The organism is Pseudomonas sp. SIMBA_041, from assembly GCF_046535095.1.
GTDB lineage: Bacteria > Pseudomonadota > Gammaproteobacteria > Pseudomonadales > Pseudomonadaceae > Aquipseudomonas > Aquipseudomonas mucoides.
This window is the reverse complement of sequence record NZ_JAWRXJ010000853.1, coordinates 1-241: the sequence shown is the minus strand read 5'-3', so window position 1 is coordinate 241 and position 241 is coordinate 1. Positions and strand designations below refer to the sequence as shown.

Here is a 241-nt window from a genome sequence, read left to right as displayed (position 1 = left end):
ACGATGCCGCCATCGTCTCGGCCATTGTCGCCCTGGGCCAGGCACTGGGCCTGCGGATCGTCGCCGAGGGCGTGGAAACCGGGGTGCAGCAGACCTTCCTCACCCAACTGGGCTGTGATTCCCTGCAAGGCTATTTCCTTGGCCATCCGCTGCCGCCCGAAGGTTTCATGCAGGGCATCCACCGGGGCGAAGAAAAAGCCTGAGCCTCTCGCCTTGCCGGTTGCGGTCGCGATCTGGCGGC

The 241-nt window shown here is 65.6% G+C and carries 1 protein-coding gene; it reads left to right on the top strand.

What is annotated here, in order from left to right; translation table 11 throughout:
- Positions 1-203 (top strand): EAL domain-containing protein (locus SB725_RS33550; protein WP_410923740.1); only part of this gene is annotated, 203 nt, incomplete at its 5' end.
- Positions 204-241 lie beyond the last annotated feature (38 nt).